The sequence below is a fragment of the Stutzerimonas sp. R40042 genome (assembly GCF_026642215.1).
Classification (GTDB): Bacteria; Pseudomonadota; Gammaproteobacteria; order Pseudomonadales; family Pseudomonadaceae; genus Stutzerimonas; species Stutzerimonas frequens.
Genome location: NZ_CP113258.1, coordinates 3,626,565 through 3,652,500, shown reverse-complemented (window position 1 = coordinate 3,652,500; position 25,936 = coordinate 3,626,565). Strand labels below are relative to the sequence as shown.

The 25,936-nt window shown below is 62.5% G+C and carries 20 protein-coding genes, 3 tRNA genes and 3 rRNA genes (1 of these 26 running past the window's edge); 21 read left to right on the top strand and 5 right to left on the bottom strand.

Features of this window, described 5'->3' with window-relative positions; translation table 11 throughout:
- The 8 genes from OUY36_RS17290 to OUY36_RS17255 form a co-directional block, all read left to right on the top strand.
- Nucleotides 1–59, top strand: a 16S ribosomal RNA gene (locus OUY36_RS17290) (it extends 1,478 nt beyond the left edge of the window).
- 91 nt (nt 60–150) lie between these two features.
- Nucleotides 151–227, top strand: a tRNA-Ile gene (locus tag OUY36_RS17285).
- Nucleotides 228–233: 6 nt separating this feature from the next.
- Nucleotides 234–309, top strand: a tRNA-Ala gene (locus tag OUY36_RS17280).
- A gap of 255 nt (nt 310–564) precedes the next feature.
- A 23S ribosomal RNA gene (locus OUY36_RS17275) occupies nt 565–3,455 on the top strand.
- Nucleotides 3,456–3,589: 134 nt separating this feature from the next.
- Nucleotides 3,590–3,705 (top strand): 5S ribosomal RNA (gene rrf, locus OUY36_RS17270).
- Together the 16S, 23S and 5S rRNA genes with 2 tRNA genes alongside form the textbook arrangement of a ribosomal RNA operon.
- A 169-nt stretch (nt 3,706–3,874) precedes the next feature.
- Entirely contained in the window at nt 3,875–4,531 is a 657-nt protein-coding gene (locus OUY36_RS17265; protein WP_102839691.1) for a paraquat-inducible protein A, read from the top strand.
- Nucleotides 4,518–5,141: a paraquat-inducible protein A gene (locus OUY36_RS17260; protein ID WP_267935240.1), complete on the top strand. Its 624-nt coding sequence runs from the start codon at nt 4,518–4,520 to the stop codon at nt 5,139–5,141. The genes OUY36_RS17265 and OUY36_RS17260 overlap by 14 nt, the downstream gene beginning before the upstream one ends.
- Nucleotides 5,134–7,443: a PqiB family protein gene (locus OUY36_RS17255; protein WP_267935239.1), complete on the top strand. Its 2,310-nt coding sequence runs from the start codon at nt 5,134–5,136 to the stop codon at nt 7,441–7,443. Before OUY36_RS17260 ends, OUY36_RS17255 begins: the two co-directional genes overlap by 8 nt.
- Nucleotides 7,444–7,531: 88 nt before the next feature.
- On the opposite strand, the gene mksF is transcribed toward OUY36_RS17255, so the two are convergent.
- The 3 genes from mksF to mksB form a co-directional block, all read right to left on the bottom strand.
- A complete protein-coding gene (gene mksF / locus OUY36_RS17250) occupies nt 7,532–10,366 on the bottom strand; it encodes an Mks condensin complex protein MksF (RefSeq protein WP_267935238.1) in 2,835 nt (944 codons plus the stop codon).
- Nucleotides 10,363–11,052: an Mks condensin complex protein MksE gene (gene mksE / locus OUY36_RS17245; protein WP_267935237.1), complete on the bottom strand. Its 690-nt coding sequence runs from the start codon at nt 11,050–11,052 to the stop codon at nt 10,363–10,365. The genes mksF and mksE overlap by 4 nt, the downstream gene beginning before the upstream one ends.
- A 66-nt stretch (nt 11,053–11,118) precedes the next feature.
- On the bottom strand, nt 11,119–12,405 hold the full coding sequence (gene mksB, locus OUY36_RS17240; RefSeq protein ID WP_267935235.1) for an Mks condensin complex protein MksB: 1,287 nt from the start codon (nt 12,403–12,405) through the stop codon (nt 11,119–11,121).
- Between the two features lie 253 nt (nt 12,406–12,658).
- On the opposite strand from mksB, the gene OUY36_RS17235 reads away from it, so the two are divergent.
- The 5 genes from OUY36_RS17235 to rimI all read left to right on the top strand — a co-directional run bounded on the left by OUY36_RS17235 (nt 12,659) and on the right by rimI (nt 18,158).
- The gene (locus OUY36_RS17235) at nt 12,659–13,756 is read left to right on the top strand and encodes a carboxynorspermidine decarboxylase (protein WP_267935234.1); all 1,098 of its coding nucleotides are present in this window, start codon (nt 12,659–12,661) and stop codon (nt 13,754–13,756) included.
- 26 nt (nt 13,757–13,782) lie between these two features.
- Nucleotides 13,783–15,021 carry a saccharopine dehydrogenase family protein gene (locus tag OUY36_RS17230; RefSeq protein WP_063540384.1) on the top strand — a complete coding sequence of 413 codons (1,239 nt, stop codon included), beginning with the start codon at nt 13,783–13,785 and terminating at the stop codon, nt 15,019–15,021.
- Nucleotides 15,022–15,339: 318 nt separating this feature from the next.
- Nucleotides 15,340–16,884, top strand: coding sequence for a 2-isopropylmalate synthase (locus OUY36_RS17225; RefSeq protein ID WP_200629569.1), 1,545 nt, complete (start codon nt 15,340–15,342; stop codon nt 16,882–16,884).
- Nucleotides 16,881–17,687 (top strand): energy transducer TonB, encoded by an 807-nt coding sequence (locus OUY36_RS17220; protein ID WP_267935233.1) that lies wholly within the window; start codon nt 16,881–16,883, stop codon nt 17,685–17,687. The genes OUY36_RS17225 and OUY36_RS17220 overlap by 4 nt, the downstream gene beginning before the upstream one ends.
- A 9-nt stretch (nt 17,688–17,696) precedes the next feature.
- Nucleotides 17,697–18,158: a ribosomal protein S18-alanine N-acetyltransferase gene (gene rimI / locus OUY36_RS17215; protein WP_267935232.1), complete on the top strand. Its 462-nt coding sequence runs from the start codon at nt 17,697–17,699 to the stop codon at nt 18,156–18,158.
- Between the two features lie 209 nt (nt 18,159–18,367).
- Here rimI and OUY36_RS17210 read toward each other — a convergent pair whose 3' ends face one another.
- Nucleotides 18,368–18,910, bottom strand: a complete 543-nt coding sequence (locus OUY36_RS17210; RefSeq protein ID WP_267935231.1) for a hypothetical protein — start codon at nt 18,908–18,910, stop codon at nt 18,368–18,370.
- 190 nt (nt 18,911–19,100) lie between these two features.
- Here OUY36_RS17210 and otsB point away from each other — a divergent pair, with 190 nt between their 5' ends.
- From otsB to OUY36_RS17170, 8 genes are all read left to right on the top strand, one after another.
- On the top strand, nt 19,101–19,877 hold the full coding sequence (otsB, locus tag OUY36_RS17205) for a trehalose-phosphatase (RefSeq protein WP_200629570.1): 777 nt from the start codon (nt 19,101–19,103) through the stop codon (nt 19,875–19,877).
- Between the two features lie 15 nt (nt 19,878–19,892).
- Nucleotides 19,893–21,308, top strand: a complete 1,416-nt coding sequence (otsA, locus tag OUY36_RS17200) for an alpha,alpha-trehalose-phosphate synthase (UDP-forming) (RefSeq protein WP_267935230.1) — start codon at nt 19,893–19,895, stop codon at nt 21,306–21,308.
- Nucleotides 21,309–21,377: 69 nt separating this feature from the next.
- Entirely contained in the window at nt 21,378–22,022 is a 645-nt protein-coding gene (gene can, locus OUY36_RS17195) for a carbonate dehydratase (protein ID WP_267935229.1), read from the top strand.
- Nucleotides 22,022–22,921, top strand: a complete 900-nt coding sequence (locus tag OUY36_RS17190; protein ID WP_267935228.1) for a DMT family transporter — start codon at nt 22,022–22,024, stop codon at nt 22,919–22,921. Before can ends, OUY36_RS17190 begins: the two co-directional genes overlap by 1 nt.
- Nucleotides 22,922–23,083: 162 nt before the next feature.
- Nucleotides 23,084–23,160: transfer RNA gene (locus OUY36_RS17185), tRNA-Met, on the top strand.
- 192 nt (nt 23,161–23,352) lie between these two features.
- On the top strand, nt 23,353–23,829 hold the full coding sequence (locus OUY36_RS17180) for a hypothetical protein (RefSeq protein WP_267935227.1): 477 nt from the start codon (nt 23,353–23,355) through the stop codon (nt 23,827–23,829).
- A gap of 70 nt (nt 23,830–23,899) precedes the next feature.
- Complete coding sequence (locus tag OUY36_RS17175; RefSeq protein ID WP_267935226.1) at nt 23,900–24,109, top strand: hypothetical protein; 210 nt, start codon at nt 23,900–23,902, stop codon at nt 24,107–24,109.
- A gap of 163 nt (nt 24,110–24,272) precedes the next feature.
- Nucleotides 24,273–24,434, top strand: a complete 162-nt coding sequence (locus tag OUY36_RS17170) for a hypothetical protein (RefSeq protein WP_172974182.1) — start codon at nt 24,273–24,275, stop codon at nt 24,432–24,434.
- 126 nt (nt 24,435–24,560) lie between these two features.
- Here OUY36_RS17170 and OUY36_RS17165 read toward each other — a convergent pair whose 3' ends face one another.
- Entirely contained in the window at nt 24,561–25,820 is a 1,260-nt protein-coding gene (locus OUY36_RS17165; RefSeq protein WP_253752103.1) for an OprD family porin, read from the bottom strand.
- Nucleotides 25,821–25,936 lie beyond the last annotated feature (116 nt).

Here is a 25,936-nt window from a genome sequence, read left to right as displayed (position 1 = left end):
CTGGGGTGAAGTCGTAACAAGGTAGCCGTAGGGGAACCTGCGGCTGGATCACCTCCTTAATCGAAGACACCGGCTTCGTCATAAGCTCCCACACGAATTGCTTGATTCACTTGCGAAAGGCGATTGGGTTTAGACCCGAGAGTAACGATTGGGTCTGTAGCTCAGTTGGTTAGAGCGCACCCCTGATAAGGGTGAGGTCGGCAGTTCGAATCTGCCCAGACCCACCAATCGAAGGGGCCATAGCTCAGCTGGGAGAGCGCCTGCTTTGCACGCAGGAGGTCAGCGGTTCGATCCCGCTTGGCTCCACCATTAACTCTAGTCGCCGAAAGCTCAGAAATGAGTGTTTACCAGGACGGTTGTTGATCGCCTGGGTTGAGCATTGATTTCTGGACTTTGCGCCAGAACTGTTCTTTAAAAATTTGGGTATGTGATAGAAGTAGACCGATGTGTTGCTTTCACTGGCAGCATGTCGCGTCAAGGTAAAATTTGCGTGTTCTCTATGCAAATTTTCGGCGAATGTCGTCTTCACGTTATAGACAGTAACCAGATTGCTTGGGGTTATATGGTCAAGTGAAGAAGCGCATACGGTGGATGCCTTGGCAGTCAGAGGCGATGAAAGACGTGGTAGCCTGCGAAAAGCTTCGGGGAGTCGGCAAACAGACTTTGATCCGGAGATCTCTGAATGGGGGAACCCAGCCATCATAAGATGGTTATCACACACTGAATACATAGGTGTGTGAGGCGAACCAGGGGAACTGAAACATCTAAGTACCCTGAGGAAAAGAAATCAACCGAGATTCCCTTAGTAGTGGCGAGCGAACGGGGACTAGCCCTTAAGCTTCTTTGATTTTAGCGGAACGCTCTGGAAAGTGCGGCCATAGTGGGTGATAGCCCTGTACGCGAAAGGATCTTAGAAGTGAAATCGAGTAGGACGGAGCACGAGAAACTTTGTCTGAACATGGGGGGACCATCCTCCAAGGCTAAATACTACTGACTGACCGATAGTGAACCAGTACCGTGAGGGAAAGGCGAAAAGAACCCCGGAGAGGGGAGTGAAATAGAACCTGAAACCGTATGCGTACAAGCAGTGGGAGCCTACTTTGTTAGGTGACTGCGTACCTTTTGTATAATGGGTCAGCGACTTATTTTCAGTGGCGAGCTTAACCGAATAGGGGAGGCGTAGCGAAAGCGAGTCTTAATAGGGCGTCTAGTCGCTGGGAATAGACCCGAAACCGGGCGATCTATCCATGGGCAGGTTGAAGGTTAGGTAACACTGACTGGAGGACCGAACCGACTACCGTTGAAAAGTTAGCGGATGACCTGTGGATCGGAGTGAAAGGCTAATCAAGCTCGGAGATAGCTGGTTCTCCTCGAAAGCTATTTAGGTAGCGCCTCGTGTATCACTGCTGGGGGTAGAGCACTGTTTCGGCTAGGGGGTCATCCCGACTTACCAAACCGATGCAAACTCCGAATACCAGCAAGTGTCAGCACGGGAGACACACGGCGGGTGCTAACGTCCGTCGTGAAAAGGGAAACAACCCAGACCGTCAGCTAAGGTCCCAAAATCCTGGTTAAGTGGGAAACGATGTGGGAAGGCTTAGACAGCTAGGAGGTTGGCTTAGAAGCAGCCATCCTTTAAAGAAAGCGTAATAGCTCACTAGTCGAGTCGGCCTGCGCGGAAGATGTAACGGGGCTCAAACCAGGTACCGAAGCTACGGGTTCATCGCAAGATGAGCGGTAGAGGAGCGTTCTGTAAGCCTGTGAAGGTGAGTTGAGAAGCTCGCTGGAGGTATCAGAAGTGCGAATGCTGACATGAGTAACGACAATGCGAGTGAAAAACTCGCACGCCGAAAGACCAAGGGTTCCTGCGCAACGTTAATCGACGCAGGGTGAGTCGGTCCCTAAGGCGAGGCTGAAGAGCGTAGTCGATGGGAAACGGGTTAATATTCCCGTACTTCTAGTTACTGCGATGGGGGGACGGAGAAGGCTAGGCCAGCAAGGCGTTGGTTGTCCTTGTTTAAGGTGGTAGGCAGAGATCTTAGGTAAATCCGGGATCTTAATGCCGAGAGCTGATGACGAGCTTTCTTTTAGAAAGCGAAGTGGTTGATGCCATGCTTCCAGGAAAAGCCTCTAAGCTTCAGGTAACTAGGAACCGTACCCCAAACCGACACAGGTGGTTGGGTAGAGAATACCAAGGCGCTTGAGAGAACTCGGGTGAAGGAACTAGGCAAAATGGCACCGTAACTTCGGGAGAAGGTGCGCCGGTGAGGGTGAATGACTTGCTCAGTAAGCCCATGCCGGTCGAAGATACCAGGCCGCTGCGACTGTTTATTAAAAACACAGCACTCTGCAAACACGAAAGTGGACGTATAGGGTGTGACGCCTGCCCGGTGCCGGAAGGTTAATTGATGGGGTTAGCGCAAGCGAAGCTCTTGATCGAAGCCCCGGTAAACGGCGGCCGTAACTATAACGGTCCTAAGGTAGCGAAATTCCTTGTCGGGTAAGTTCCGACCTGCACGAATGGCGTAACGATGGCGGCGCTGTCTCCACCCGAGACTCAGTGAAATTGAAATCGCTGTGAAGATGCAGTGTATCCGCGGCTAGACGGAAAGACCCCGTGAACCTTTACTATAGCTTTGCACTGGACTTTGAGCTTGCTTGTGTAGGATAGGTGGGAGGCTTTGAAGCGTGGACGCCAGTTCGCGTGGAGCCATCCTTGAAATACCACCCTGGCAACCTTGAGGTTCTAACTCTGGTCCGTTATCCGGATCGAGGACAGTGTATGGTGGGTAGTTTGACTGGGGCGGTCTCCTCCTAAAGAGTAACGGAGGAGTACGAAGGTGCGCTCAGACCGGTCGGAAATCGGTCGCAGAGTATAAAGGCAAAAGCGCGCTTGACTGCGAGACAGACACGTCGAGCAGGTACGAAAGTAGGTCTTAGTGATCCGGTGGTTCTGTATGGAAGGGCCATCGCTCAACGGATAAAAGGTACTCCGGGGATAACAGGCTGATACCGCCCAAGAGTTCATATCGACGGCGGTGTTTGGCACCTCGATGTCGGCTCATCACATCCTGGGGCTGAAGCCGGTCCCAAGGGTATGGCTGTTCGCCATTTAAAGTGGTACGCGAGCTGGGTTTAGAACGTCGTGAGACAGTTCGGTCCCTATCTGCCGTGGACGTTTGAGATTTGAGAGGGGCTGCTCCTAGTACGAGAGGACCGGAGTGGACGAACCTCTGGTGTTCCGGTTGTCACGCCAGTGGCATTGCCGGGTAGCTATGTTCGGAAGAGATAACCGCTGAAAGCATCTAAGCGGGAAACTTGCCTCAAGATGAGATCTCACTGGAGCCTTGAGCTCCCTGAAGGGCCGTCGAAGACTACGACGTTGATAGGTTGGGTGTGTAAGCGCTGTGAGGCGTTGAGCTAACCAATACTAATTGCCCGTGAGGCTTGACCATATAACACCCAAACAATTTGGCTGTTAGACGGTAAGTCGACATACAGACCGAAAATCTGCACGAACACGCAATACCGATTCGATCACATACCCAATTCGCTGCAGCGGCTCAACCCCGAGGCAGCAACCGAATTGCTTGACGACCATAGAGCGTTGGAACCACCTGATCCCATCCCGAACTCAGCAGTGAAACGACGCATCGCCGATGGTAGTGTGGGGTCTCCCCATGTGAGAGTAGGTCATCGTCAAGCTCCTATCCCAAACCCCCGACCCGCATACGCAGGCCGGGGGTTTGCTTTTGCGCTGACGAAAGCTTGAGGAGAAGGCTCGAACCAGATCGAGTCAGCCTGCCTTTTGGCTGGCTACTCAACGCTGCGGGTATGGCTCGTTTAAGATAAGCGCTTTGCTCGGATATTCCTCATGCCGGAATCGGCTGCTAGTGCAAGACTTGAAGAGCTTCCGATCGAGCAGCTCGTAGGCTGCCCGGAATGTGATCTGTTGATGGCAAAGCCGACGCTTCACCTTGGCGAGGTGGCCGAATGCCCTCGCTGTGGTTGTGAGCTGTTTCGCCTGCGTCATCGCATCGTCGGACCGGGATTGGCATTGGTGCTGGCGGCTCTGTTGCTCTACTTTCCCGCGAACTTCCTGCCGATCATGCAGTTGAACCTGCTTGGCAGAGTCACCCACGATACGGTCTGGAGTGGGGTGTTGAGCCTGTACAACAGCGGCATGCAGGGCATCGCCGTGGTGGTGTTCCTTTGCAGCATGGCGGTGCCGCTGATGAAGCTGCTGTGCCAGCTCGCCGTGTTGCTCTGCATCGCCATCGATCGTGCCAAGCCCTTGGGGCTGCTGCTCTACCGGTTCTATCACCATCTGCGCGAATGGGGGATGCTCGAGGTCTATCTGCTCGGAATCCTGGTTTCCATCATCAAGCTGCGTGACATGGCGGAGCTGAGCCTTGGTGTCGGCCTGGCCTGCTTTGCCGGGCTCCTGGTGGTGCAGGTGTGGCTGGAGTTGGTGATGTCACCGCATCAGGTATGGGAAGCGTTATCGGAGCCTGACGATGCGCGCCGCTGACGCCGGGCTGATGGTCTGCCACGAATGCCACCAGCTGAATCGCGCCACACCAAAGATCGAACATCAGCATTGCAGCCGCTGCGGGGCCCGTGTGCACATGCGCAGGCCCAACAGCATCGCCCGTACTTGGGCCTTGCTGATCACCGCAGCGTTGCTCTACCTGCCCGCCAACATGCTGCCAATCATGACGGTGCGCATGCTCGGTAGCGGGACGCCCGATACCATCATGTCCGGCGTGGTCACACTGGCCAAGCACGGCATGTTTCCGATTGCGGCGGTGGTGTTCATCGCCAGCATTCTGGTGCCGACGTTCAAGCTGGTCGGGATCGCCATGTTGCTGATTTCGGTACAAAGGCATCACCCGATGTCGCCGCGACAGCGCCTTCTGGTGTTTCGCTTCATCGAATGGATCGGGCGCTGGTCCATGCTTGATATCTTCGTCATCGCCATTCTGGTGGCAATCGTCAACTTCGGCAGTCTCGCCAGTGTCGAAGCCGGCTTCGGCGCAATAGCCTTCGCCAGTGTGGTGATCCTGACCATGCTGGCTGCGATCACATTCGATCCCCGTCTGATCTGGGATAACACGGAATCCGGGAACAAGCATGACTGACCTGCCGCAAGCCAATACCCGCCCTGCCTCCAGCTGGTCGGCCATCTGGATCCTGCCCCTGATCGCTCTGGTGATCGGGGCGTGGCTCGCCTGGCAGGCCTATAGCGAGCGAGGCATCCACATCGAGGTGGTCTTCGAGAGTGCCGAGGGGATCGAGATCGGCAAGACGTCGGTGCTCTACAAAGGCATGACGATCGGTGTCGTACGCGACCTGCGGCTGGAAGATGACGACCGTCGGCAGGTCGTGGTCGCCGATATCGAAATGAACAAGGATGTCGACGGCTATCTGCGCAGCGGCACGCGCTTCTGGCTGGTTAAGCCCAGCGTCACACTGGCCGGGATCACTGGCCTGGAAACGCTGGTGTCGGGAAACTACATCGGTATGAGCCCAGCCGATGGCGAGCCGACCAAGCGTTTCGTCGCGCTGACGGAAGAGCCGCCGATGTCCGACAGCCGCATCGGCCTGCACCTGACGCTCAAGGCCGAGCGACTTGGCTCGCTGAATCGTGGCAGCCCGGTGTTCTACCGGCAAATCCAGGTGGGCCAAGTGAAGAACTATGTGCTCGCCGAGGATGACAGCACCGTGGAGGTGCAGCTCTATATCCAGCCGGAGTATGCGCACCTGGTGCGCAAGCACACCCGTTTCTGGAACGCCAGCGGCGTTACTGTCGACGCAGGGCTGACCGGCGTGAAGTTCCGTACCGAGTCCCTGGCCAGTATCGTCGCCGGGGGCATCGCCTTCGCCACGCCCGCGCACCGCAAGGACAGCCCGGCCACCGACCCGAACATCCCGTTCCGTCTCTACGAGGATTTCGACGCAGCCCAGGCGGGGATCAAGGCAGTGGTCGCGCTGCAGGATTTCGATGGGCTGCAGGCCGGACGTACGCCGGTGATGTACAACGGCATGCAGGTTGGTCTGCTGAAAAAGCTGGATATCGACTCGGACCTCAAGGGTGCGCGCGCCGAGCTTTCGGTCGACCCGCTGTTCGAGGACTACCTGGTCGAGGACACCGATTTCTGGGTGGTCAAGCCGTCCATCTCGCTGGGCGGCATCACCGGCCTCGAAGCGTTGGTGAAAGGCAACTTCATCGCCGTTAGGCCCGGCGAGAAAGGTGGCTCGCCCAAGCGCGAGTTCGTCGCCCGCCCCAAGGCGCCGCCGCTGGATATTCGCGCCCCGGGGCTGCATCTGGTGCTCACGACTGACAGTCTGGGCTCGCTGGACGTCGGCAGTCCCGTGCTCTACCGGCAGGTCCGGGTGGGGTCGGTACAGAGCTACCAGTTCTCTCGCGACCAGCAGAAGGTGGTGGTGGGCGTGCATATCGAACAGCCGTACGCCAACCTGGTGAACAGCTCGAGCCGGTTCTGGAATGCCAGCGGCATCTCGCTGAGCGGCGGTTTGTCCGGAATCGAGGTGCGCAGCGAGTCGCTGCAGAGCCTGCTTGCCGGCGGTATCGCCTTCGAGACGCCCGATCCGCAGGCTGCCGGGACGAAGAAGGTGCCGCGCTTCGTATTGCACAGGGACAGAGACAGTGCAATCCAGCGCGGGACGCCGATCGAGATCCGCCTGGCGCGTGGCGATGGACTGAGTGCCGGTACGCCCATTCGCTACAAGGGGCTGGCCGTGGGCCAAGTGGACACTGTCACGCTGAGCGATGATCTGCAGAGTGTCGTGCTGCGTGCCCGCATCACCGCAGCGGAGTCGCGCATCACCCGCACCGGCACCCAGTTCTGGGTCGTTCGGCCGGAGCTCGGCATCATGCGTACGGCGAATCTGGATACGCTGGTCAGCGGCCCCTACCTGGAGGTGGCACCGGGCAAGGCGGATGCGGGCGTGCAAACGCGTTTCACCGGCCAGGAGCGGGAGCCACAGAAGGCTGGTGAAGGGTTGAGCCTCGTGCTCAGCGCGGCCCGCCTGGGTTCGATCAAGCCGGGTAACGCGGTGACCTACCGCGAGGTGAAAGTCGGTGAGGTCACCGGTTATGAGCTGGGGCAGAACGCTGATCGCGTACTGATCCGCGTCGTCATCGAGCCGCGCTACGCGCCCCTGGTGCATACGGGCACCCGCTTCTGGGAGACCAGCGGCTTCGGTGTGGATTTCAGTCTGTTCAAAGGTGCCAGCCTGCGCACCGATTCGCTGGAGTCGCTGATCGAGGGCGGCGTCGCCTTCGCCACACCGGAGGGCGAGCAGATGGGACGCCGGGCGCTGCCGGGACAGACCTTTGCGCTGTTCAAGGAACCGCAGGACGAGTGGTTCGGCTGGGCACCGAAGATCGAACTGGGGCGAGCCGCCGGCGACAAGTGACGGTCGACCGGGCGTTACTGGTGGGCTGAAACCCACCCTACGCACGCATGAAAAGGGCCCCTCGGGGCCCTTTTTTCGTTGCGGGAGATCAGGCCGGCTCTTCGGTCAGTTGGGCTGAAGCAATGGTCTGGCTGGCGACCGGTTCGCGGCGGCTGATGTATTTCCAGTCCGCCTCGTCGATGTAGATGCCGGCCGGCCCGCTGCCGCCTTCCAGGTCGATGGCGACATGGGCCGAGACCTGCGGCTTCACCGATGCAAGGATCGGCACGAAGCCCAGCTGCAGGCTGGTTTCGATCAGCGCCTGCTGGTTGCGCTCGTCGATGTCCGCCGCCTCGTCGAGGTAGTAGGGCAGGCGGATGCGTCCAGCCTGCTCGCGATCCATCAGGTGCAGCAACAGGTACATGTTGGTCAGCGCCTTGATGGTCATGGTGGTGCCGTTGGACGCCGCACCGTCGATGTCGGTATGAATCACCGGCTGGCCGCCGACCTTGGTGATCTCGAACGCCAGCTCGAACAGGTCCTTCAGGCCCAGCTGGTTGTTGTTCGTCGCTACCAGCCGAGCCAGGTACTCCTTGGCTTCCTCGTTCTTCGCGTCCTGCTCGGCGGACTGGGACAGATCGAACACCGACAGCGTCTCGCCTTCCTCGTACTGCCCGGCGCTGTGGATGATCTGGTCGATGTGCTTGAGCGCATCCTTGTTCGGCGCTAACACGATGCGGAAGCTCGCCAGGTTGGAAACCTGACGCTTGTTGATCTCGCGGTTGAACAGCGCGAGCTGGTGTTCCAGGCTCTCGTAGTCGCTGCGGATGTTGCGCAGCGTCCGGGCGATGTCGGTGACCGCGGCACGGCGGGCCTTGGCCAGGGTCAGCGCCTCGTCCTGACGGTGGGCATAGGCGTTGACCAAGAGCTGCAGGCGACGCTCGGGATCTTCCTCGCTGTCGAACTTGGCCACGCCCTTCAGGCGCACCTGGGCATACAGCGCCTCGATCTGACCGTCGACGCGCTGCAGCGCCTGCCAGCTGTCCTGGTAGTCGTTGAGCAGCGGCAGCAGGTTGTCCAGCGAGTCGTCCACCGGGTCCATGAAAGGCGTACCAAACGGCAGATCCGCCGGTAGCAGCTGGCGACGTCGCAGGGCGTCTTCCAGCGTGCGCTCCTTGGCTTCCAGATCCGCCAGCTGACGGCCGACCAGCTGCAGCTTGGCGGACAGGTGCTGCACGCGCTCGGCGAAGGCGTCACTGGTGCGCTTGAGTTCTTCCTGCGCGGCCTCGGCCTGGGCCAGCTGTTCCAGCTTCGCCGGCTCCTCGGCGGCCAGGGTCTGGCTGCGGCGGAAGTCTTCCAGCGCTTTCTGCGCATCGAGTACGGCCTGGTACAGCGCCTCGGCCTGGGCCTTGCTCGCGGCGCGGTCGACGGCTACCGCATGCTGGGTCTTGAGCTGCTTGAGTTCGCGCTCCAGGCGATCCTTCTGGTCGCGCAGGGCAGCACGGTCGGCCAGAGCCTGCAGCGCCGGTGGCTCGATATGCGAGAGGTCGATGGACAGGCCCGGCACCGAGAAGGTGTCGCCCTTGAAACGATCCAGCACCGCTTCCACGGCCTTGACCCAGTCGTCGCCCTCGGCGCTGATGCCTTTTTCACCCAGCGGCAGGCTGAACAGCTGGCCATTGAACAGGCGCATCAGGCGATCCACATCGGCCTGGGAAAACTCCTCGCGCAAACGCGAGTAGCTGTTGTTGTCGGCATGGTCGAGCTGTTGCCGGACCGACTTCAGGCGCTTTTCCAGATCACGCAGGCGCTCGTCGAGGTCCTCGCTGGAGAACTGGCGGGACTGCGCCAGCGCACCGGCCAGCTCGTCGTGGGCGTCCTTGGCGGCGAGCAGCTGCTGCTCCAGCACATGGGCGTCCTCGACCAGGGCGAAGCGGTTCTTCAGCACCGCCAGCTCGCCCAGCCAGCGCTGGATTTCGCTGATCTCGCGTTCCAGGCGCATCAGTTCGCCAGTCGAGCCGCGCTGTTCGTTCTGCAGGCCGTCCTGCTCGCGGCGATAGTGCTCGGCCTGGATTACCAGCTCTTCCTTGCGCGCATCGGCGTAGTCGTGCCAGGTGCCGAGCAGGTTGTCGAGTAGCGGCGACAGGCGATGCAGCTTGCCGCGCAGCAGCTCGCGCTGGGCGACACCGGCTGCCAGCGCCTCGACCAGCGGGCCGGCGGCGACCAGCGCCTGGTAGTCCTGCTCCATGCGGCGCACGTCGCGGAAGGCTTCTTCGGTGGCGGCGATATAGTCGACGCTGCCCGAGCGCAGGCTGTGCTCGAAGGCATCGAGGAACAGCTGCTTGAGTTTCGCTGCGGTGATCTCGCGCATATGCAGCAGGTTGATGAACAGCGCGCGGAAGGTCTTCAGGCTCTGCTCGCTGGTCGAGCGCAGCGGGATCAAAGTCATGTCCAGCGGGATCGAGGTATGCCCGCCGACCAGCAGCCGGCGCAGCTCGTCCGGCTTGGCCTCGTAGGCCTTGATGCCGGCGCGTTCGAGGTTGGCGAACAGCTCGCGCTGGCGCAGGCAGGTGCCGTTCTGCTGGTAATGGTCGAGGTCCAGCGAGCCCTGGTAGACGAAGAACTGGTGGCCGAAGCCGCCGCCCGGTCCGCGGCCGGCCACGCCGATCACATGTGGGCCGTGGGGCAGCATGACTTCGACGAGGATGTAGCTGGTGTCCGAGGCGAAGTAGAACTTGCGCGACTGCTCGAGGCTGTACTTGCCGAAGCTCATGTCCGACATGCGCGCCAGGATCGGGAACTGCAGCGCGTTGATCGACGCGGACTTGCCGAGGTTGTTGGCGCCGTAGACCGACAGCGGGTTCTCCAGCGGAAAGATGCCGAGGCTGTAGCCGGCGGTGTTCAGCAGGGCGAAGCGGCGGATGCCGTAGCGTTCCTGGCTCATGCTTCAAGCTCCTTTTCTTCGGCGATGGCGCGCGCCAAGGCTTCTTCTTCCGATTCTTCGGCCGCTTCCTCGATGAGGATGATGTCGTCTTCGCCCTCGTCCTCGGCGATCAGCTCCGGGGCGGGCAGCGGCAGGTCGCTGCTGTGTAGGCTGGCGGCGAGATCGCGGTCCTGCTGCACCGACAGGCAGACGTCGAGGAAACGGTGCATCGGCGGCAGGAAGCGGTAGACGCCGTTGCTGTCCTCGGCGAAGCCCAGCTGTGTCAGGCGGCGGATGACCTTCTCTTCCAGTTCTTCCTGGGTGGTGACTTCGGCCTGCAGGAACAGGTCGCGGTACTTGTCCAGCAACGCCGGCAGTTCATCGCGACCGAGGCTGCCACCGTCGAGCACGGCCAGCGGGTCGCGGCCCTGGTCGGCCAGATGCTCGACGAGGATGAAGGTGAACAGCGCCAGGCGCTGGGCGGTCTTGTTCACCTGCGCGCCCATCTGCTCCGGGACGAAGTAGTAGAAGCTGCGCGGATCGCAGACCAGCTCGAAGCCGAGCGCCTTGAACAGTGCGCGGTACTGGTCCTGCATGTTCGACAGCTGCGCGTAGGGCTCCGGCTCGCTGCGCGACAGGTGATAGCCCTTGAACAGCTCGCGGAAGATCGGCGCCAGCTGGGTCATTTCCTTGAGGTCGATGTTCATTCAGGTCGCTCGGATATCGTCGGGGTGATGGTGGACAAGCTGCGCGTTGTCCACCCTACGTAGGAGTCAGCCATTGGCATTGGCCACCAGCGCAAAGGAGCTGAGGCTGACGCGGTGTTCGCGGGTCAGGTACTCGCGACGTTCCAGGCGATCGCGCTGGAAGCGGCTGTCGCGGGACAGGCGCGAGAACCAGTAGAGCAGCTCGTCGGTGGCGCCCTCGGGTTCCTGTTCCAGCAGCCAGGCCATCAGGTCCGGCAGCGGCAGCGCCTGCTGGCAGCGCTCGATCATCTCCCGTGCGGTGCGCGGTGCGCGCGGCTGCTCGCCCTTGCGCTTGCCGCTAGCCCGCGGGAACTGCGCCGGCCTCGGCTCGAAGCGGGCCAGGGCGTAGACGTAGGCCTCGACCTGGCTGGCAGTGCCGAGAAAGGTGCTCTGGGGACGGGTGAACAGCGGCAGCGAGGCCTGTGGTACGGCGTCCAGGCCCTTCTTGCGGATCGCCGACAGCGCCAGCGCCGCGCCTCGGGTCACGGCATTGTGCCGACGCGCTTCCTCGCGCAGCGGCAGCAGCAGCTCGCGGGCCTTGCGCAGGGTCAGCTGGGCGGTGGTCTGCATTTCGAGGATGCGCGCATGGGTGCGCAGCAGGAGGTCGTCGTCCACCAACTGGCCGAGGCGCTGTTGCTCGCCGAGCAGCTTCATCAGCACCTGCTCGACGCGATGAACGCCCTGCTCGAAGGCGCCGTCGGCGGAGACCAGCTGGATCATTGGTTCGACGTACTCGTCCCAGGTCGCCAGCACCTCGGCATAGCGCTGGCGCAGCGGGATCTGGCGGTCGCTGGTCTTGGCCCGGTCGGCCACGGCGACCAGGGCCTGTTCGTCGTTGTCGAGCTTCTTCAGCACGTCACGCACGCGCATGTCGAGCAGGCGCAGCTGGCGCGCCAGGTCGTTGCCGTCGCGAATCTCGAAGGCATCGAGGATATGCCCGGCCAGGCGCTCGAGATGGCGCAGGTAGGCCTCGATTTCCAGGCACAGGCCGAGGCGGTGTTCGCGGCGCAGGTAGGCGAGGAAGTCGTGGATCTGTGCGTTCAGCTCGAAGCGGTTGGGGCTCTTGGCCACCGGCACCAGGATGTCCAAGCGGATCCACTGGTCGAGCAGGGCGGTGATGTCGGTGGGCGTGCCTTCGGGTAGCTGTGCGGCGAGCTGATGGCGCAACTCCACCAGGCTCAGGGTGCCGGCGTCGAAACGCTCGCACAGCGGCTCGAGCAACGTCCAGTGTTCGGCGAGGGCACGCAGTACGCGCTTGGGTTCGATCATCGTGGCGCCAGTCCAGCCAATGAAAAAGCGCCGATTGTACTGCATTGGGGCCTGCATGATGGACGCGCAGACAATCGGACGAGGCCCTTGCGGCACGCATGGAGAAGTCACCTGAACGTCATCGCCTGAAGGTTAGTCTGGCGGCATTTGGCGGCTCGCCGGGCAAGACCAAACGTCACCAAACGTGACGAAGTATCGATGTGCTATTTCGATCTCTGTCGGTTCCCGGCACAATTCGCACTTTTTTGCAAAAAGCGAGCTGTCGGGTCCGCCGGCGACTCCCTCGGGGCACGAACAGATGATCAAGACGCCGTATTACCTTATCGACAAACAGAAGCTTCTGGGCAACCTCGAGAAGATCGCCTACGTGCGTGAGCAGTCCGGCGCCAAGGCGCTGCTGGCGCTCAAGTGCTTCGCCACCTGGTCGGTGTTCGACCTCATGCAGCAGTACATGGACGGCACCACCTCGTCCTCGCTGTACGAGCTCAAGCTCGGTCGGCAGAAATTCGCCGGCGAAACCCACGCCTACAGCGTGGCCTGGGCCGACGACGAGATCGAAGAGATGGTCGCCAACTGCGACAAGATCATCTTCAACTCCATCGGCCAGCTGGAGCGCTTCGAGGCTCCGACCTCCGGCACCATCCGCGGTCTGCGCGTCAATCCGCAGGTTAGCAGCTCCGACTACCTGCTCGCTGACCCGGCGCGGCCGTTCAGCCGCCTGGGCGAGCACGACCCGGCGAAGATCGAGGCGGTGATCGGCAAGATCAGCGGCTTCATGTTCCACAACAACTGCGAGAACGCGAGCTTCGAGCTGTTCGACAAGATGCTGAGCACCATCGAGGAGCGCTTCGGCCATCTGCTGGAACAGGTCCAATGGGTCAGCCTCGGCGGTGGCATCCACTTCACCGGCGAAGGCTATCCGCTCGATGCCTTCTGTGCGCGGCTGAAGGCGTTCTCGGAAAAATTCGGCGTGCAGGTCTACCTGGAGCCCGGCGAAGCGGCGATCACCATGAGCGCCTCGCTGGAAGTGACGGTGCTCGACACCCTGTACAACGGCAAGAACCTTGCGGTGGTCGACAGCTCGATCGAGGCGCACATGCTCGACCTGCTGATCTACCGCCTCAACGCCAAGATGGCGCCCTCAGGCGGCGAACACACCTACATGGTGTGCGGAAAGAGCTGCCTGGCCGGCGACATCTTCGGCGAGTACCAATTCGATCGCCCGCTGGCCATCGGCGATCGGCTGTCGTTCATCGACGCGGCAGGCTACACCATGGTCAAGAAAAACTGGTTCAACGGCCTGAAAATGCCGTCCATCGTGGTAAAGCAGCTCGACGGCAGCGTCGAGGTGGTTCGTGAGTTCGACTTTAACGATTACCTGTCCAGCCTTTCCTGAGGCCGCAGTACAAGGGGGTGAAACAATTGAAGAAAAACGTTCTTATCATTGGTGCAGGAGGTGTCGCCAAGGTGGTGGCCCATAAGTGCGCGCAGCACAACGACGAACTCGGTCGTATTGCTATCGCGTCGCGCAACATCTCCAAATGCCAGGCCATCATCGACAGCGTGCAAGCCAAGGGCGGGCTCAAGCAGCCCGGCGAGATCAAGGCCTATGCGCTGGACGCCATGGACGTGGAAGCGACCAAGGCACTGATTCGTGAAACCGAATCGCAGATCGTCATCAACGTCGGTTCTGCCTTCCTCAACATGTCCGTGCTGCGCGCCTGCATCGACACCGGCGCCGCGTATCTCGATACCGCGATCCACGAAGAGCCGGGCAAGATCTGCGAAACGCCACCGTGGTATGGCAACTACGAGTGGAAACACCTGGCCGAATGCCAGGAAAAGGGCATCACCGCCATCCTCGGTGCCGGCTTTGACCCGGGCGTGGTCAACGCCTATGCCGCCCTGGCGCAGCAGGAATACTTCGACAAGATCGAGTCGATCGACATCCTCGACGTCAACGCCGGTTCCCACGGCAAGTATTTCGCCACCAATTTCGACCCGGAAATCAATTTCCGCGAATTCACCGGTCAGGTTTACAGCTGGCAGAACAGCCAGTGGACGACCAATCGCATGTTCGAGGTCAAACGCACCGACGACCTGCCGGTCGTGGGCGAACAGAGCCTCTACCTGACCGGTCATGACGAGGTGCACTCGCTTTCCAAGCACCTCGACGTGCCGAACATCCGTTTCTGGATGAGCTTCGGCGAGCATTACATCAACGTCTTCACCGTGCTGAAGAACCTCGGCCTGCTCTCCGAGCAGCCGGTGCGCACTGCCGAAGGCCTGGAAGTGGTCCCGCTCAAGGTGGTCAAGGCCGTATTGCCTGATCCCGCCTCGCTGGCGCCGGGCTATACCGGCAAGACCTGCATCGGCGACCTGGTCAAGGGCACCAAGGATGGCCAGCCGCGCGAGCTGTTCATCTACAACGTGGCCGACCATGAAGAGGCCTACGCCGAGACGGACAGCCAGGGCATCTCCTACACCGCCGGCGTGCCGCCGGTCGCCGCCGCGCTGCTGATCGCCCGTGGCGAGTGGGACGCCAAGCGCATGGTCAACGTCGAAGAACTGCCGGCCCAGCCGTTCCTCAAGCTGCTCGACGTGATGGGCCTGCCGACTCGGATCAAGGATGAGCGCGGCGACCGCCCCTGGGATCAGTAACCCAGCTACGAGCTGCACGTGAGAACGAAAGGCCCCGCTGCTCTGTTAGCGGGGCCTTTTACTTTGTCCGCGGCGCAGCGGTGGACGTAAAAAGCGACATCCACCCTACGATCAACGTGGGCGCTCGTAGGGTGGAAAACGCCGAAGGCTTTTCCACCGAGGGGGAACGCTGGTGGAAAACGCTTCGCGGTTTTCCACCCTACGCGACGACAACCCACGCCAAACGCAGCTGCGCCTTCCCGCCCCGTCCATTTCACGCGACAATCCGCCCACTACAGCGCCCTGTCAGAGGCGCTCGGCAGCCGTGAGGACAGTCCTATGAGCAGCAATGATCGCGTCATCATCTTCGACACCACCCTGCGCGACGGCGAGCAGAGCCCCGGCGCGTCCATGACCGGTGAGGAAAAGCTGCGCATCGCCCGGGCGCTGGAGCGGCTGAAGGTAGACGTGATCGAGGCAGGCTTCGCCATCGCCAGCCCCGGCGATTTCGCCGCGGTGAAGCTGGTCGCCGACAACATCAAGGACAGCACCGTGTGCAGCCTGGCGCGCGCTGTCGATGCCGACATCGAGCGTGCCGCCGAAGCACTGGCCGGCGCCAACTCCGGGCGCATCCACACCTTTATCGCCACCAGCCCGATCCACATGCAGTACAAGCTGCGCATGCAGCCGGACCAGGTGGTGGAGCAGGCAGTGCGCGCGGTGAAGAAGGCGCGCAGCCTGTGCGCCGACGTGGAGTTTTCCTGCGAGGACGCCGGGCGCTCGGAGATCGATTTCCTCTGCCGCATCATCGAGGCTGCCATCGACGCCGGCGCACGCACCATCAACATTCCGGACACCGTCGGCTATGCGATTCCGCACCAGTACGCCGACACCATCCGCCAGCTGCTCGAGCGCATCCCCAATGCCGACAAGGCGGTGTTCTCCGTGCATTGCCATAACGACCTCGGTCTGGCCGTAGCCAACTCCCTGGCCGCGGTGGTGGCCGGTGCGCGCCAGGTGGAATGCACCATCAATGGCCTCGGCGAGCGTGCCGGCAACGCCGCGCTGGAAGAGATCGTCATGGCGATCAAGACCCGTCAGGACCTGCTCGGCGTGCATACCCGCATCGAGACCGAGCACATCCTCGCCGCCTCGCGCCTGGTTTCGGGCATCACCGGTTTTCCGGTGCAGCCGAACAAGGCCATCGTCGGCGCCAACGCCTTCGCCCACGAGTCGGGCATCCACCAGGACGGCGTGCTCAAGCATCGCGAGACCTACGAGATCATGTCCGCGCAGTCGGTGGGTTGGAACGCCAACAAGATGGTCATGGGCAAGCACTCCGGTCGCGCCGCGTTCCGTTCGCGCCTGGAGGAACTCGGCATCGCACTGGAAGGCGACGAGCTGAACGCGGCCTTTGCCCGCTTCAAGGAGCTGGCGGACAAGAAGCATGAAATCTTCGACGAAGACCTGCAGGCGCTGGTCTCCGACACCCTCGCCGATGAGGCACCCGAGCACTTCAAGCTGAGCAGCCTTGAAGTCGCCAGCAAGACCGGCACCACACCCGAAGCCAAGCTGGTGCTCAGCGTCGATGGCGCGGAGCGCAGTGCCGCGGCCGAAGGTTCCGGCCCGGTGGATGCCACCTTCAAGGCCATCGAGGCCATTGCCGGCTCGGGTGCCACGCTGCAACTGTATTCGGTCAACGCCATCACTCAGGGCACCGATTCCCAGGGCGAGGTGACCGTGCGGCTGGAGAAGGGCGGGCGCATCGTCAATGGCAACGGTGCCGATACCGATATCGTCGTCGCCTCGGCCAAGGCGTACCTCAACGCGCTGAACCTGATGCAGGTCGGCGCCAAGGCACATCCGCAGGTGGAGGGCGTTTGATCAGTGAATCCCGGCGTCGTGCCTACCTCGACGCCATGCAGGTAGCCAGCTGGCTGCCACGGACCGAACTGCCTTTCGCTGCCCCGTCGCGGCTCGAGCTGCTGCAGCCGCCGGTTGCCGAGCCGGAGCCCGCGGCTGTCGTCGCGCCCGTGGCCGAGGTCGAGGCTGCGCCGGTCATCGAGCGGCCAGCCGTGGCGCCGACCGTCGAACCGACCCCGGCACCGCGCCCGCGTATCGCCATGCCGGAGCCGAAGTCGGCGGCAGCGACCGTCAGCCCGAGCGAGGAGGCCGCCGCCGAGCCAGCCAAGCCCATCGAGCCGCCGCCACGTTTCTCCCTGCAGCTGCTGCGCGCCGGCAACGTGTTGCTGGTGGTGGAGCTGCCCACCGGCGAATCCTTCCAGAGCCGCGACCCGGCCTACATCCTGCTCAAGGACCTGCTGCGCGCCGCGCGGCTGCCGGACAAGCCGCAGCAGGTCGGCGACGGCGAACCGATCCGCTGGCCGCTGCTGCACAAGGGCAGCCTTGACCAGGGCGCCGAGGCTGCGCGCGATTACGTGCAGGGCGTGATGGCCGCCGAGCTGGAGCAGATGGGCTGCGACTGCATCTGGCTGATCGGTCACCCGGCCCTGCGCTTCGCGGGCGAAGTGGACGTCGACAACTGCTATCGCGAGGTCGCCGTGGAAGGGCTGGGTCGCGCCCTGGCGATGCCTGGGCTGGAAGAATTGATGGAACAGCCGGCCGCCAAGGCCGAGCTGTGGAAGGCCATGCGCCGCAGCATGCCGCGCTGGCACATAGGTTCGTGAGTACGTGTGATGAGTGATGCAGTCAGCTTCCGCCCGATGACCGCGGCGGATATCGAAACCGTGCTTAAGATTGAGTACGCCGCCTTCAGCCACCCCTGGACCCGCGGCATCTTCAACGATGCCCTGACGGCCTACGAATGCTGGGTGATGTTCGAGGGCGAGCAGCAGGTCGGGCACGGGGTGATCAACGTGATCCTCGACGAGGCGCACCTGCTCAATATCACCGTCAAACCGCAGAGCCAGGGCCGCGGCCTCGGCCTGCGCCTGCTGGAGCACCTGATGCAGCGCGCCCGCGAGCGCGGTGGCCGCGAATGCTTCCTCGAGGTGCGCGCCAGCAACGCGCCGGCCTACCGCCTCTATGAGCGGTACGGCTTCAACGAAGTGGGCCGCCGCCGAGCCTACTATCCGTCGGCCGATGGCCGCGAAGATGCGCTGGTGATGGCCTGCACGTTGCTGGGGTTGCTGGATTGAAGGTGTGTTCAGCCCTGCGGACGGTGGCTCAGTCCGCCGGCCCATGAGGCGGCGTTTTCCGGTGGGCTAAAGCCCACCCTACAGCTGCCAGATCGTAGGGTGGATCACGCTTCACCGATCCACCATGCTCAGGTCAAGGTGGATGTAAAAAGCGACATCCACCCTACGACCAGACCCCACCCGGCGTTGGGGCGCGGCAAGCGGCTCGGTCACTCCCCCGGCCGCTTGTCCCGGCCTGAATCCAGCGGGGCGTCGCCCTCCAGCTCGTCGTCGGAGAGCACGCTGTCGTCCTCGCGCAGCACCGCGTCGCCGCCGCTGAGGCCGGTGTCCTCGTCGCCCTTGGCCGGGCCGTCCCAGGGTTTGCCGTCGAGCGGGTCGTAGCGGCCCAGCTCGGCTTCGTCGAGATCCACGTCCGCGCCGATCGCGTGCTCGGACACCACGCTCAGATCCCGATCCGCCGGCTCGCCATGTCCGCGTTCGTTCGGCGAGCGCGCTCCGTTCTCGGGGATCAGCGTGTCCGGTGCCATGTCATCCAGCGTGGTTTCGCCATCCGGTACTTCACCGGCCGTCATGCCCGCTTCGGCCTCGCGTTCCGGCGGGAACCGATCGGCAATCTCCTCGCCCGGCACCTGATCGCCGACGCGGCCCTTGCGCTCGTCGCGGCGCTGGTCGAAGTCGAGCGGCTCCACGGAGCCCATGCGGTCCTCGGTGTCGTCGATTTCCGTCGGGGTATAGGGTTTCTGATCGCTCATGATCGTCTCCTGTCAGGACATCGGTCTTGCAGGTTGTGACCCGGCGGCTCGATGAAGATTCAGGTGCGCCGCTGGCCGGATCCGGCATCCGGGGCCATCCTTGTTGGGCTGCGAATTCGGGCTGCAGTAGCTGACCGGCAAGCGAGTGAAATGGGACGAACCACCGTGCGTGATCCGGAGTCCTACATGCATGAACGATCAAAACGACCAACCCGCGCCTGAGGCTCGGCGCTGCGCCTTCTTCTTCGACGTCGACGGCACGCTGGCTGAAATTCAGCCCCGCCCGGAGCTCGTCTTCATTCCACCGCCCACCCTTGCGGCCCTGGAACGACTGCATGCCGACGGGATTCCCGTCGCCGTGATCTCCGGGCGGCCGCTGTCCCAGCTCGATGCGCTGCTGGCACCGCTGCAACTGCCCGCCGCTGGCGTGCACGGCGCCGAGCGCCGGGATGCCGAGGGCGAGCTGCGCAATTTGGCGCTCGATGCCCGGCAGCTGGAGCGCATCCAGCGCGAGCTGGTCGAGGCCTGCGCCGATCATCCCGGCCTGCATCTGGAGAACAAGGGCGTCGCCTTCGCGCTGCACTTTCGTCTGGCCCCGCAGCTGGAACAGATCGCCCGCGAGCTCGCTGAGCATTTCGCCGAGCGCTACGCCGAGGTGCTGAGCCTGCAGCCCGGCAAATGTGTGTTCGAACTCAAGCCGCGCGGGGCGAGCAAGGGCGAAGTCATTCGCGCCTTCATGGAGGAGATGCCGTTCGCTGGCCGCACCCCGGTATTCGTCGGCGACGACCTCACCGACGAAGCCGGTTTCGCCGTCGTCAACGCGCTGGGCGGGCGTTCCATCAAGGTCGGCGAGGGGCCCAGCGAGGCTCGCGAGCGATTGCCATCGGTACATGCGGTCGGCGGCTGGCTGGAACAGCTGCTGAGCGAGCTCGGCGAACCGGCCGAGCCCATAACAAAACCAGACTAGAGCGAGATTTTTGCCATGAGCCGTTTAGTAGTGGTTTCCAACCGCGTCGCGCCGATCAAGGCGGGCAAGGTGGCTGCCGGAGGGTTGGCCGTCGGTGTCTATGATGCCCTGCGCCAGGCCGGCGGCATCTGGTTCGGCTGGAGTGGCGAGGTCAGCGCGACCCCGGCCATCAACACCGAGGAAGTCGGCAACATCACCTATGTCACGCTGCCGCTGAACAAACGCGACTATGACCAGTACTATCGCGGCTTCTCCAACGCCACGCTCTGGCCGATCTTTCACTACCGCATCGACCTGGCCCGCTACAGTCGTGAGGAGTACGACGGCTACCGGCGGGTCAACGCGATGCTGGCCGAGAAGCTCAAGCCGCTGCTCAAGCCCGACGACATCATCTGGATCCACGATTACCACCTGATTCCCTTCGCCGAAGCCTGCCGCCAGCTGGGCATCCGCAACCGCATCGGCTTCTTCCTACACATCCCGTTTCCGGCGCCGGAAATCCTCACCGCCATCCCGCCGCACAACGACCTGCTCAAGACGCTCTGCTACTACGACCTGATCGGTTTCCAGACCGACACCGACCGCCTGGCCTTCCAGGACTACATCACCCGTGAGGTGCGCGGCGTCGTCGAGCCGGACGGCAGTCTGACCGCCTATGGGCAGAACTTCCGCGCCGGCGTCTACCCCATCGGCGTGGTGCCGGACGAGATCCAGCAGCTCGCCGAAGGTTACAAGGGCCGCGCGCATCCCATGCGCCGCGCCACCGACACGCGCCGCCAGACCATCATCAGCGTCGACCGGCTGGACTACTCCAAGGGTCTAGTGGAGCGTTTCCGCGCCTACGAGGAGTTCCTCGACCGCTACCCGGCGCACCGCAACAACGTCGAGTTCCTGCAGATCGCGCCAACCTCGCGCTCCGACGTGCGCACCTACCAGCACATCCGCGAGCAGCTGGAGAGCCAGGCCGGGCACCTCAACGGGCGCATGTCCGACCTCGACTGGACGCCGCTGCACTACCTGAACAAGAGCTACGACCGCCGCGTGCTGATGGGCCTGTTCCGCGCCGCCGACGTCGGCTTCGTCACCCCGCTGCGTGACGGCATGAACCTGGTCGCCAAGGAATACGTCGCCGCCCAGGACCCGGAAGACCCCGGCGTGCTGGTGCTGTCGCGCTTCGCCGGCGCGGCCCGCGAACTGACCTCGGCGCTGATCGTCAACCCGTACGACTGCGTCGGCATGGCCGAAGCGCTCGATCGCGCGCTGAACATGTCGCTGGCCGAACGCAAGGATCGCTACGAGCACCTGATGCGCGCCATTCGCGCTGCCGACCTGGACGCGTGGCGCGACAACTTCCTGCGTGATCTGCGCTCGTTCATCTCCCAGCCCGCCGCCAAGCGGACGAAGAAGGTCGAACTGGTCGAGCCCGAGTGAGCCGCGGCGGCTTGTCAAAAGGCCGCAGCGACTCGTAAGGTGCCGAGCCGACCCACAGGGACACATGAGATGAGCGAACTGGAGCCGCTGTTCGAGAACAACGCCCGCTGGGCCGAAGCCATCAAGGAAGAGGACCCGGACTTCTTCGAGAAGCTGGCCCGCCAGCAGACGCCGGAGTACCTGTGGATCGGCTGTTCCGATGCGCGGGTGCCGGCCAACGAGATCGTCGGCCTGCTGCCGGGCGACCTGTTCGTTCACCGCAACGTCGCCAACGTCGTGCTGCACACCGACCTCAACTGCCTGTCGGTCATCCAGTACGCGGTGGACGCGCTCAAGGTCAAACACATCCTGGTCACCGGACACTACGGCTGCGGCGGCGTCCGCGCCTCCATGCGCGACGACCAGCTGGGCCTGATCGACGGCTGGCTGCGCAGCATCCGCGACCTCTATTACGAACACCGCACGCACCTGTCCAAGCTGGCCAGTGAGGACGAACAGGTCGACCGCCTGTGCGAGCTCAACGTCATCCAGCAGGTCGCCAACGTCAGTCACACCACCATCGTCCAGAACGCCTGGCACCGCGGCCAACCGCTCGCTGTGCACGGTTGCATCTACGGCATCAAGGATGGCCTGTGGAAGAATCTCAACGTCACGGTGAGCGGGCTCGACCAGTTGCCCTCGCAATACCGTCTGCGCCCGCCGCGCCAAGCCTGATGAGTGCGCGCCAGGGCCCGGCCTTTGCCGGGCTGCTTATCGCCGTGCTCTGCTGGAGCGGCAACGCCCTCGTCGGCCGCGCCTTCCATGACAGCATCCCGCCGCTGAGCCTGTCGTTCTGGCGCTGGGTGCTGGCCACCAGCTTGCTGCTGCCTTTCGTCGCCAAGGGCATCTGGACGCACCGCGCCACCCTGCGTGCAGCCGGCTGGCGCCTGCCAGTGCTCGCCGCCATGGGCATCGCCAGTTACAACTCGCTGCTCTATACCGCCGCGCAAAGCACCGAGGCGATCAACCTCACCCTGGTGAACACCTGCCTGCCACTGGCGACCTTTATCGGCGCGGGCTTCCTGCTCGGCGAGTGGCCGCTGCGCCGCGCCTGGTTCGGCATGGCCGTGGCGGCGGGCGGGCTGCTCTACCTGATCAGCCGCGGCAGCTGGCAGACCTTCGCCAGCCTGTCGTTCCAGCGCGGCGACCTCATCATGCTGCTCGCCGTGCTGGCCTGGGCGCTCTACACGCTGCTGCTGCGCCGCTGGGCCAGGCACTTGCTGGTGCCGCCGCTGGTGCTGCTGGGCGTGCTGATGCTGCTCGGTCTGCCGCTGATCCTGCCGTTCTACCTGCTGGAACTGGGCCGGGTAGGGGGCTTCGCCCTCACGCCGAGCAACCTCGCCGCCATCGGCTACACCGCCGTGTTCGCCTCGCTGGTGGCCTACGTCGGCTGGAACCATGGCGTGAGGATCGTCGGCGCGGGCAGGGCAGCCATGGTCATGTACCTGATGCCCGTATTCACCGCGCTGCTGGGCTGGGTGCTGCTGGGCGAGGCCCTGCGCACCTTCCACTGGATCGGCGGCGCCCTGATCTTCGCCGGCCTGCTGCTGGCCACGCGGCCTTCGTTCCGCTAGGGGCCGTAGGATCCCGATCTGGGCTGCGGACCAGCGCGGCCCGGGCTGCGCGCCCCGACCTAGGCGGCCCCACCGTTCGTAACTAACCGTTTGAAAAGGATAAAAAATCTGCGGAGCCAGGGTTGACAGCCCAAACCGACCAGAGAATAATGCGCGCCACTTGGCTACATAGCTCAGTTGGTTAGAGCGCAGCATTCATAATGCTGATGTCCCAGGTTCAAGTCCCGGTGTAGCCACCAGACACAGAAAGGCGGTTAGCGAAAGCTAACCGCCTTTTTTGTTTTTTTTTGGGGCTGGTGAATACCGCTCCTAGATCTCTTGGCATCAGCACTACTTCTGTTGATGCTGACCGTAATTGAGCTTCTCCAGCGCCACTTCCATAGTCTTGCTCATGACGTCAGCGGCGCTGCTGGAATTTTGTAGAGGGCGTTATGGGAACGTTATTTCTGCCTCACAACATGGTTGTTACGGAGGCCAGGACATACCGGTCGGCCGCCTTGCTGCTGGAGCGGCACTCGGCAGCAGGTAACACGGATTTGTTTTGGCCTGCCGCGATGAACGCAGCACTCGCAGTCGAGATATATCTGAAGGCGTTTCTGGTCGAACAAGACTATCCCGACATTAGGCTCAGCAAGCCAGCAAGGAAAGCAAGACACGATTTATCCCAGCTCTATGATGCAATCCCGACAAGTTTGCGAGCCGTAATAGAAGCGGCTAATTCGCTGCTGGCTCCACCTCTACGGCTGGATGAGATGTTTGAATTCTACGCGGACTACTTCGCGAAAGTGCGCTACAGCTACGAGCAGGATGCTCGAAGGACCATTCGTAGCGAACTCTTTGTTCTCATGGATCGGATGGAAAACATTTGCACTTCGCTGGCTCCGGCAGTGGAGCTGCCATCTCGTTGAGATGACTTAGCCAAAGCTAGCCGCCTTTTTTCGTTCCTTCTGTTTTCTGTTCCGTTTACCGAGGTAAACCATGCGTGACCGTTTCGATGAGATTCGTGCCGAGCGGGATGTTCTTTCCGTGGAGGCGCCTGTTTACAACCGTGATCCCCATGCCGGGCTGTGGAAGCAGATCGCGTTGGGGATTGTGGTGGGTTATCTGGCGTTGGGTCTGATCAGCGCCGTGGGTTGGGCGGTGTTTGTGCGGTTCTCCTTGGGCAGTCTGCAGATTGCGGTGCCGTGAAAGCTGCGGTGGTAGCTGGCGAGCTGATCGCATGAGGGCCGCATTATCAGCGGGTTGTGGCGCTTTCTCTTGCCGTTGACGCTACCTTTGGCGCGGCGCAGAATCGCGCCATTTGGCGGGGTGACCCCGCCTGCAGCTTTCTTCTTATGCAGTAGGGCGTGTGATGAATACCTTTCTGACGGCGGTCTCGGTGGTCGTTTGTGTATTGGCGATCAGTGCGGGTGTGATGCTCGATGTTCGGCACAAGCCGAGCGACGAGGCGAAGCGGGTGTATACCGCCGAGCGGGTGAACGAGATTCTGCGGCGTAATACCAGGCAGGGCTGAGCCGGGAGGCGAGGCAGCGGAATGAAGAGAGGCGGCCCGAGGGTCGCCTTTTTCATGTCCGGAAAAAAAGCCGGGCGCGGGGCCCGGCGAAGTCCAACGAGGAGAGGTGCTGCTGCGACTTGGTGCTTACCAGAGCGGCAGGCTGTAGCTGACGATGAAGCGGTTCTCGTCCAGGTCGCTCTGGAAGTTGCTTCGGGTGGTGGCGTTGCGCAGCTTGAAGCCGAGGTTCTTCAGCGGACCGCTCTGGATGACGTAGGCGATGTCGGTGTTGCGCTCCCAGGTCTTGCCTTCGCTGGCGCCGGCGCCACGGTCGACGTTGTCGCCGGAGACGTAGCGGGTCATCAGGCTCAGCCCGGGAATGCCCATGGCGGCGAAGTCGTAGTCATAACGGACCTGCCAGGAACGCTCGTCCTGGTTACCGAAATCGTTGATCTGCAGCAGGTTGATCAACGCGTTATCGCCCCCGGCGACGTAGGCGAAACCGGTATCGCCGCTCATGTGCTGGTAGCCACCGGTAAAGCCATGGCCACCAATGCGGTAGGTGAACAAGGCGCCGAAAGCATCGTTGTCGACGTTGCTGCCGCCATCGTCGGTGGAGCGCACGTAGCGCAGATCGGTCTTGAAGCTCTGCTTATCGCCGAGCGGCAGCACGTGCACGACGTTGAAGTTGTGCTGGTCGTAGATGCCGTCCAGCCCGCCGTAGTAGTAGCTGGTGGCAAGCTGCGGCGACCAGTCGTAACGCCCGCCGGCGAAGCGGAACTCGTCGCTGGTCGTATTGCTGCCAAGGGTGATGTTGCGCAGCCCGCCGTTGAACACCGTCATCTCTTCGTAGTTGGACGAGTCGCGGTAGCTCGTGCGATCGAGCATGCCGAGATCCAGCGTGAGGCCTGCGACCTCCTTGCTCTGCAGCCAGGCGCCGCGATAGATGTTCGGCAGCAGGCGGCTGTCGTTACGCATCAGCACCGGGATCACCGGTTGCAGCGTGCCCACGTGCAGCGTGGTGGCGGACAGCTTGGCCTTGGCGGTCAGGCCCGCCGTGCCGTAGTCATCCGCCGGTTCGCCGGAAGCCGAGCGTGGCAGCAGACCGGTGCCACCGCGACCGGAGCCGGAGTCAAGCTTGACGCCGAGCAGGCCGATGGCATCCAGGCCGAAGCCGACCGGGCCTTCGGTGTAGCCGGACTCCATTTTCAGCATGAAGCCCTGGGCCCACTCCTCGGCCTTGGACTGAGCGGCGCCAGACTGCCGGAAGTCGCGGTTCATGTAGAAGTTGCGCAGGTCGATGCTGGCCTTGCTGTCTTCGATGAAGGCGGCGCTGGCGGGGCTGGTGGCGATCACTACGGCGCCGCCGCAGAGGATGTGGCAGAGGGATTTGTGGTGCAGTCGCATGGTGTTTCCTCTTGTTGTTGTTTTGGGCCGCTCTCGGGCGGCTACAGGGCATAGAGCGAAAGGCGTGCCAGTCGCGGGAATAGCCGGTCTCTTCGGCCGGATGGCTCGCGCCAGAG

Coding starts and splice junctions, on each gene's coding strand:
- otsB (WP_200629570.1), top strand. CDS start 19,101: ATGAACGATCAAAACGACCAACCCGCGCCTGAGGCTCGGCGCTGCGCC.
- can (WP_267935229.1), top strand. CDS start 21,378: ATGAGCGAACTGGAGCCGCTGTTCGAGAACAACGCCCGCTGGGCCGAA.
- OUY36_RS17175 (WP_267935226.1), top strand. CDS start 23,900: ATGCGTGACCGTTTCGATGAGATTCGTGCCGAGCGGGATGTTCTTTCC.
- mksF (WP_267935238.1), bottom strand. CDS start 10,366: ATGAGCCAGGAACGCTACGGCATCCGCCGCTTCGCCCTGCTGAACACC.
- OUY36_RS17260 (WP_267935240.1), top strand. CDS start 4,518: ATGCGCGCCGCTGACGCCGGGCTGATGGTCTGCCACGAATGCCACCAG.
- OUY36_RS17210 (WP_267935231.1), bottom strand. CDS start 18,910: ATGAGCGATCAGAAACCCTATACCCCGACGGAAATCGACGACACCGAG.
- OUY36_RS17265 (WP_102839691.1), top strand. CDS start 3,875: ATGCCGGAATCGGCTGCTAGTGCAAGACTTGAAGAGCTTCCGATCGAG.
- mksE (WP_267935237.1), bottom strand. CDS start 11,052: ATGAACATCGACCTCAAGGAAATGACCCAGCTGGCGCCGATCTTCCGC.
- OUY36_RS17180 (WP_267935227.1), top strand. CDS start 23,353: ATGGGAACGTTATTTCTGCCTCACAACATGGTTGTTACGGAGGCCAGG.
- OUY36_RS17235 (WP_267935234.1), top strand. CDS start 12,659: ATGATCAAGACGCCGTATTACCTTATCGACAAACAGAAGCTTCTGGGC.
- OUY36_RS17170 (WP_172974182.1), top strand. CDS start 24,273: ATGAATACCTTTCTGACGGCGGTCTCGGTGGTCGTTTGTGTATTGGCG.
- mksB (WP_267935235.1), bottom strand. CDS start 12,405: ATGCAGTACAATCGGCGCTTTTTCATTGGCTGGACTGGCGCCACGATG.
- OUY36_RS17190 (WP_267935228.1), top strand. CDS start 22,022: ATGAGTGCGCGCCAGGGCCCGGCCTTTGCCGGGCTGCTTATCGCCGTG.
- otsA (WP_267935230.1), top strand. CDS start 19,893: ATGAGCCGTTTAGTAGTGGTTTCCAACCGCGTCGCGCCGATCAAGGCG.
- OUY36_RS17255 (WP_267935239.1), top strand. CDS start 5,134: ATGACTGACCTGCCGCAAGCCAATACCCGCCCTGCCTCCAGCTGGTCG.
- OUY36_RS17225 (WP_200629569.1), top strand. CDS start 15,340: ATGAGCAGCAATGATCGCGTCATCATCTTCGACACCACCCTGCGCGAC.
- OUY36_RS17165 (WP_253752103.1), bottom strand. CDS start 25,820: ATGCGACTGCACCACAAATCCCTCTGCCACATCCTCTGCGGCGGCGCC.
- rimI (WP_267935232.1), top strand. CDS start 17,697: ATGAGTGATGCAGTCAGCTTCCGCCCGATGACCGCGGCGGATATCGAA.